Here is a 7,294-nt window from a genome sequence, read left to right as displayed (position 1 = left end):
CTCGCCGCCGACCCCGAGGTGCTGGTGCTCGACGAGCCGGTGTCCGCGCTCGACCCCTCGGTGCGCGAGCGCGTGCTGCGGCTGCTGGCGCGGCTGCAGCGGGAGCGACGGCTGACGATGGTCCTGGTCTCGCACGACCTCGACGTGGTGGGCGCCATCGCCGACGAGGTGCTGGTCATGCAGGACGGGCGCATCGTCGAGCAGGGCACGACGGCCGAGGTGTTCGCCGCGCCGCGACACCCGTTCACGCGCGAGCTCCTGGCCGCGGCCGGTACCGCGCACCCCTGACCCGATGCCGTGGTCCCGGGGTGCCGCATCCGCGTACACTGGGAGCACGAGCATCGATCCGGCCATCACCGGGGAGCTCTCGGAAGAACGGTCCCGGCCCCGCGCCGTGGCTCAGTAGAACCGAGCGGGGCAGGCCCGTCACAGCCGCAGTGAGAGTGGTCGCGTCGCACGGCGCGGCACGCGAGGTGGTACCGCGGTCCGCGAGGGTCGTCCTCGCAGCAGCATCCGCCACGACGACCACTGCGAGACACGATGACCTACCCGCGCTCCTCCTTCGGACCCGCCGCCGACCAGGCCGCCACTGTGGCGCCGAGCCCCCGCTTCCCGCAGATCGAGGAGGAGGTGCTCGACTTCTGGAAGACCGACGACACCTTCCGCACCTCCATCGCGCAGCGCGAGGGCGCCCCCGAGTGGGTGTTCTACGACGGCCCTCCCTTCGCCAACGGGCTGCCCCACTACGGCCACCTCCTGACCGGCTACGCGAAGGACGTGTTCCCGCGCTTCCAGACCATGATCGGCAAGAAGGTCGACCGCGTCTTCGGATGGGACACGCACGGTCTTCCCGCCGAGCTCGAGGCGATGAAGCAGCTCGGCATCACGGAGAAGCGCGAGATCGAGGAGATGGGCATCGACGTCTTCAACGAGAAGGCGCGCTCGTCCGTCCTGAAGTACACGCACGAGTGGCAGGACTACGTCACCCGCCAGGCGCGCTGGGTCGACTTCGAGCGCGGCTACAAGACGCTCGACCTCGGCTACATGGAGAGCGTGCTGTGGGCCTTCAAGACCCTGTACGACAAGGGACTCGCCTACGAGGGCTATCGCGTGCTGCCGTACTGCTGGCGCGACGAGACCCCGCTCTCCGCGCACGAGCTGCGCATGGACGACGACGTCTACCAGATGCGCCAGGACCCGTCGGTGACCGTGACCTTCCCGCTCACCGGCGCCAAGGCCGAGGCGCTCGGGCTCACCGGCGTGCGCGCGCTCGCCTGGACGACCACCCCGTGGACGCTGCCGACCAACCTCGCGCTCGCCGTGGGGCCCGACATCGAGTACGTCGTGCTCCCCGCGGGGCCTGCGGGCGCGGCGGACGTGCATCAGGGGCGCGGCGCGCCCTCGGCCGACCTGGTCGCCGTCGAGTCGTCGGCGCACCGCTACCTGCTCGCGAAGGACCTGCTGGGCGGCTATGCCAAGGACCTCGGGTACGAGAGCGCGGAGGAGGCGGCGGCCGCGGTCGACGCGACGCTGCGCGGCGCGGAGCTGGCCGACATCACGTACGACCGGCTGTTCGACTACTACGCCGACGAGGAGACCTACGGCACCCAGCACGCCTGGCGCATCCTCGTCGACGACTACGTCACCACGACCGACGGCACCGGCATCGTCCACCAGGCGCCCGCCTACGGTGAGGACGACCAGCGCGTGGCGGGGGCCGCGGGCATCCCGACGATCCTGTCGCTCGACGACGGCGGCCGCTTCCTGCCGAACGTGACCGATGTCGCGGGCGAGCTGTGGATGGACGCCAACAGCCCGCTCGTGCGGATCATCCGCGACAACGGGCGTCTGGTGCGCCTGCAGAGCTACGAGCACTCGTACCCGCACTGCTGGCGGTGCCGGAACCCCCTGATCTACAAGGCCGTGTCGAGCTGGTTCGTCCGCGTCACGGACATCAAGGACGACATGCTCGCGAACAACGAGCAGATCACCTGGGTGCCGGAGAACGTCAAGCACGGACAGTTCGGCAAGTGGCTCGAGGGCGCGCGCGACTGGTCCATCAGCCGCAACCGCTACTGGGGCTCGCCGATCCCGATCTGGAAGAGCGACGACCCCGAGTACCCGCGCGTCGACGCGTACGGGTCGCTGGAGGAGCTAGAGCGCGACTTCGGCACGCTGCCGCGCAACCCGGAGGGCGAGGTCGACCTGCACCGGCCGTACATCGACCACCTGACGCGCCCGAACCCCGACGACCCGACGGGCAAGAGCACGATGCGCCGCATCGAGGACGTGTTCGACGTGTGGTTCGACTCCGGCTCGATGCCGTACGCGCAGGTGCACTACCCGTTCGAGAACCAGGAGTGGTTCGACTCGCACTCCCCGGCGGACTTCATCGTGGAGTACATCGGCCAGACCCGTGGCTGGTTCTACGTCATGCACGTGCTGTCGACCGCGCTGTTCGACCGCCCGGCGTTCACGGGCGTCAGCTGCCACGGCATCGTGCTCGGCAGCGACGGCTACAAAATGTCGAAGTCGCTGCGCAACTACCCCGACGTGTCCGAGGTGCTCGACCGCGACGGCTCCGACGCCATGCGCTGGTTCCTCATGTCGAGCGCCGTGCTGCGCGGCGGCAACCTGATCGTCACCGAGGAGGGCATCCGCTCCGGCGTGCGGGAGTTCCTGCTGCCGCTGTGGAACTCGTGGTACTTCTTCGCCACCTACGCCAACGCCTCGGGCGACGGCGGGTACGAGGCGTCGTGGTCCACCTCCTCCACCGACGTGCTCGACCGCTACATCCTGGCGCGCCTGGGCGATCTGGTGCGCGAGGTGCGGGCCGACCTGGAGGGCCTCGACTCGACCACCGCGTCGGCCCGCCTGCGCGACTTCGCCGAGGTCCTGACCAACTGGTACATCCGCCGGTCGCGCGACCGGTTCTGGGTGGGCGTCACCGACGACCCGCAGAGCCGCGAGGCGTTCGACACGCTCTACACCGTGCTGGAGACGCTGTGCCGCGTGGCCGCCCCGCTCGTGCCGCTGGTCAGCGAGCGCGTGTGGCAGGGCCTCACCGGCGGCCGCAGCGTGCACCTGCAGGACTGGCCGGACGCCGGGCAGTTCCCGGCGGCCGACGAGATCCGCGACGCGATGGACGCCGTGCGCGAGCTGTCGAGCGTGGGCAACGCGCTGCGCAAGAAGGAGAAGCTGCGCGTGCGGCTGCCGCTCGCGCGCCTCACCGTCGTGTCGCCGCTGGCGGGCGACCTCGGGCAGTTCGAGGACATCCTCCGCGAGGAGCTGAACGTGAAGTCCGTCGAGCTCGTGTCCCTCACGGAGGACGCCGCGGCGGAGTACGGCATCAGCCACCGGCTGAGCGTGAACGCGCGGGCGGCCGGTCCGCGACTGGGCAAGGACGTGCAGAAGGCGATCCAGGCCGCGCGCTCGGGCGACTGGTCGGAGAGCGACGGCGTCGTCACCGCCGGCGGCATCGCGCTGGAGCCGGCGGAGTACGAGCTCGTGCTGGAGACGACGGGCCGGCCCGAGGGCGAGGCCCTGGCGATCGTGCCGTCGGGCGGCTTCGTGCTGCTCGACACCCGCACCACACCGGAGCTGGAGGCCGAGGGGCTCGCGCGCGACGCGATCCGCGTGGTGCAGGAGGCGCGCAAGAACGCGGGGCTCGACGTGAGCGACCGCATCGTGCTGGCGTTGAATGCGGCGCCCGCGGAGGCTCCGGCGCTGGAGGCGCACGCCGAGCTGATCGCCGCGGAGACCCTCGCCGTCGCGTTCGCGGTGCAGTCCACGGACGAGCTCGACCGTCTCGTCGACGAGGTCACGAGCCCCGGCGACGGCGTGCACCGCAGTGGGGCGAAGGCCCTCGGGGCGGGCAAGGCGCCCCTGATCGTCACGATCGACACGAACCTGGAGAGGGTGGGCGCATGAGCGCGAGGGACAGGGCGGACGCCGTCTACGAGACGCTGCTGAGCCGTGCGGGGGAGCGGTGGGTGCAGCCGCGCAAGGAGCGCACGGCCCGCGTGCTCCAGTACCTGGACGACCCGCAGCGCACGTACCGCGTGATCCACATCACCGGGACGAACGGCAAGACCTCGACCGCACGGATGATCGAGAGCCTGCTGCGCGCGCACGACCTGCGCACGGGCCTGTTCACGAGCCCGCACCTGGAGCGCTTCACGGAGCGCATCATGATCGACGGCGAGCCGATCGCCGATGAGGCCGTGGCCGACGCCTGGGACGAGATCGAGCCGTTCGTCGCGATCGTCGACGCCGAGCTGGAGGCCGAGGGCGAGGAACCCCTCACGTTCTTCGAGCTGCTGACGGTGCTGGCCTTCGTCGCGGTCGCCGACGCCCCGGTCGACGTGCTGGTGCTCGAGGTGGGCATGGGCGGCGAGTGGGATTCCACGAACACGGCGGACGGCGACGTGGCGGTGTTCGCGCCGATCGACATCGACCACGCCGACCGCCTGGGCGACACGATCGCGAAGATCGCGGAGGTCAAGGCCGGCATCATCAAGGAGGGCGCAGCGGTCGTCTCGGCGCAGCAGCCCGCGGAGGCCGCCGAGGTGCTGCGTCGCGTGGCCGCCGAACGACACGCGACCATCGCCTTCGAGGGCGAGGACTTCGGTCTCGCAGAGCAGAAGCTCGCGGTCGGCGGGCAGCTGCTCACGATCCGCGGCCTGGCCGGGCAGTACGCCGAGGAGTACCTGCCGCTGTACGGTGCGCACCAGGGACACAACGCCGCCCTCGCGGTCGCGGCGGTGGAGTCGTTGATCGGCGGTGCCTCGCGGGCCATCGCGGGCGGCATCATCTCGGACGGCCTGCAGGGGAGCACCTCGCCGGGGCGGCTGCAGCTGCTCGGCATCGCGCCGACGGTGATCGTCGACGGCGCGCACAACCCGCACGGCGCCGCCGCGCTCGCTCAGGCCCTCGACGACAGCTTCGACTTCGACGAGTGGGGTCTGGTGCTGGGGATCCTGGCCGACAAGGACGCGGCGGGCATCGTGGCGACTCTCGCGCCGGCCGCGGCGCACGTGTTCGCGACCGCGCCCGAGTCGGATCGTGCGAGCGACGCCGACATGATCGCCGACCTCGTCGAGCAGTCGGGCCGCCGGGCGACCGTCCACCCGTCTCTGGCCGACGCCGCCGATGCGGCGCGCGAGTGGGCGGCCGCCTCCGACCGCCGCGCGGTGATCATCGCCGGATCGGTCGTGCTCGCGGGGGAGGCCATCGCGCTCTCGGAGGACGAGGACTGGAAGGCGGGGTGGCGCGCATGAGTGCCGGCGCCGCGTCCTCCCGCCCCGCGCGCCGGCCCCGTCCGCCGCGCACACTGGTGCAGAAGCTCGCCCCGATCGTGCTCGGCTTCGAGGCGATCGTGGTGTTCCTCGTGGGTCTGACGCTGTTCGGCCTCAAGGCGCTGCCGGCGGGCATCGAGCAGTGGTGGGGCATCGTCGGCGGTGCCGTGCTGGCCCTCGCGTGCATCGTGATCGCGGGACTCATCACGAAGCCGGGGGCGATCGCCGCCGGCTGGATCGTGCAGATCATCGTGGCCCTGGCGGCGATCGCCGTGCCGGCGGTGCTGCTCGTCGTGCTGATTTTCGGCGGCATGTGGGCGTATGCGACCATCATGGGGGCTCGGCTCGACGCACGACGTCCCGCTCAGCCCTCGACCGAGACTCAGACAGAGAGTGAATGACATGGCCACCGAAGAAACCCTCGTCCTCGTCAAGCCCGACGGCGTCGCCCGCGGCCTCACCGGCGCGATCCTCGCCCGCATCGAGGCGAAGGGCTACGCGCTCGTCGACATCCGCCTGGTCGAGCCCGACCGCGACCTGCTCGCGCAGCACTACGCCGAGCACGAGGGCAAGCCGTTTTACGAGCCGCTGCTGGAGTTCATGATGTCGGGCCCCTCCGTCGCGATCCGGCTCGCGGGCAACAGGGTCATCGAGGGGTTCCGCTCGCTCGCCGGCACCACCGACCCGACGACCGCCGCGCCCGGCACGATCCGCGGCGACTTCGGGCGCGACTGGGGCCTGAAGGTGCAGCAGAATCTGGTGCACGGTTCGGACAGCCCGGAGTCGGCCGCCCGGGAGCTGGGCATCTGGTTCGACTGACGACCACACGACGAAGCCCGTCCGCCGAGAAGGCGGACGGGCTTCGTCGTGCGTGCGGCCGGCTCAGAAGACCATGCCGATGACCTCGCCCAGCAGGTCGAGCCCGCGCAGCTGCGCGAGCAGGATCACCACGGCGTAGGCCAGGACGGTCGCGAGCGGCACCCACGCCATGAGGCGGTTCGCGCGGGCCTGGGTCTTCTCGTTGCTCGTGAAGCTCCCGTTGCGGGTGAGGTGGAGCATGGTCGCGAAGAACGTGGGGATCGTGACAGACCAGGTGAGCATGCACCAGGGGCAGAGCACGCCGAGGTTGGGGGCGTACAGGCTCTGCCAGATCAGCCAGCAAACGAGCCCGAAGGCGAAGGTGATTCCGGCGCCGAACGTGAGCCAGAACCAGCGGGGGAAGCGGGCGCCGGCGAGCAGGGCGACGCCCATGAACAGCGGCGCCATCCAGCCGGCGATGCCGATGATCGGGTTCGGGAAGCCGAACACCTCGCCCTGCCACGAGCCGAGGTTCTTCCCGCACTGGATCATGACGCTCACGTTGCAGCTGAGGTCGGCGTCGGGGTTGGCGAGCTGGATGAACTTGTCCATCGTGAGCTGGAAGGCGGCGAACCACCCGATGACGGCCGCGACGATCAACCAGACGGCGTAGACGACGGGGCGGGTGCGCTGCTCGCTCATGTTCAGGATTATCTCAGCGAGTGCTATGGATGGGGCGAGAACGGCCCCGGGGAAAACGCGCCATCATCACCGATGCCGCGAACGGGGCCATGTGGTGCGATAATGACCTGTGATGCGATGAACGGCGCCGCCGCGACACGCATCGACGCAGACTTCGGGGCCCATGCCCCACGCGACCAGAGCCCAGAGCCGGTCGCACGCCGATTGAGTTCGCGGAACCCGCGGGTACCGCATGAGATTTCACGGAGCACCCGGTGCCCGTGCAGGGAGTACGCCAGAGATGGCCGATGAGAACAATGACCACAACCCCTCCGCTCTCGATCTCCCGGCTGGTGCCGCGGATCCGGTGACGGAGCCCACGGCTCCCGCGACCGACGACACGCTCGTCGCGCCGCTCGCCGAGGACGACACGGCGGACATCGCCGCCGACGTCGCCGCAGACGAGCTCGCCGCCGACAACGCCGCCGCGGAAGACGCGGCCGCCGCCGCCGACGATG

General features: G+C 70.6%; 7 protein-coding genes. 6 read left to right on the top strand and 1 reads right to left on the bottom strand.

The window, feature by feature from the left end:
- The 5 genes from DW299_RS10725 to ndk all read left to right on the top strand — a co-directional run.
- A partial coding sequence (locus tag DW299_RS10725) for an AAA family ATPase (RefSeq protein WP_240745377.1) occupies positions 1 to 288 on the top strand: 288 nt, incomplete at its 5' end.
- Positions 289 to 540: 252 nt separating this feature from the next.
- Entirely contained in the window at positions 541 to 3,930 is a 3,390-nt protein-coding gene (gene ileS, locus DW299_RS10720) for an isoleucine--tRNA ligase (protein ID WP_136034039.1), read from the top strand.
- Complete coding sequence (locus DW299_RS10715; RefSeq protein ID WP_136036569.1) at positions 3,927 to 5,279, top strand: bifunctional folylpolyglutamate synthase/dihydrofolate synthase; 1,353 nt, start codon at positions 3,927 to 3,929, stop codon at positions 5,277 to 5,279. The genes ileS and DW299_RS10715 overlap by 4 nt, the downstream gene beginning before the upstream one ends.
- The gene (locus DW299_RS10710) at positions 5,276 to 5,698 is read left to right on the top strand and encodes a DUF4233 domain-containing protein (RefSeq protein WP_240744651.1); all 423 of its coding nucleotides are present in this window, start codon (positions 5,276 to 5,278) and stop codon (positions 5,696 to 5,698) included. Before DW299_RS10715 ends, DW299_RS10710 begins: the two co-directional genes overlap by 4 nt.
- Before the next feature lies 1 nt (position 5,699).
- Positions 5,700 to 6,116, top strand: a complete 417-nt coding sequence (gene ndk / locus DW299_RS10705; RefSeq protein WP_136034032.1) for a nucleoside-diphosphate kinase — start codon at positions 5,700 to 5,702, stop codon at positions 6,114 to 6,116.
- Positions 6,117 to 6,179: 63 nt separating this feature from the next.
- Here the strand turns inward: ndk and DW299_RS10700 are convergent, their stop codons facing one another.
- Positions 6,180 to 6,797 carry a vitamin K epoxide reductase family protein gene (locus DW299_RS10700; RefSeq protein WP_136034030.1) on the bottom strand — a complete coding sequence of 206 codons (618 nt, stop codon included), beginning with the start codon at positions 6,795 to 6,797 and terminating at the stop codon, positions 6,180 to 6,182.
- 280 nt (positions 6,798 to 7,077) lie between these two features.
- Between DW299_RS10700 and DW299_RS19080 the strand changes: the two genes are divergently transcribed.
- The coding region (locus DW299_RS19080) for a hypothetical protein (protein ID WP_205814373.1) at positions 7,078 to 7,294 on the top strand (217 nt) is incomplete at its 3' end.

The sequence above is a fragment of the Microbacterium sp. K35 genome, assembly GCF_004794375.1.
GTDB classification, from domain to species: domain Bacteria; phylum Actinomycetota; class Actinomycetes; order Actinomycetales; family Microbacteriaceae; genus Microbacterium; species Microbacterium sufflavum.
Note: the sequence above shows the minus strand (reverse complement) of the source record. Positions and strands in the feature narration are given on the sequence as shown.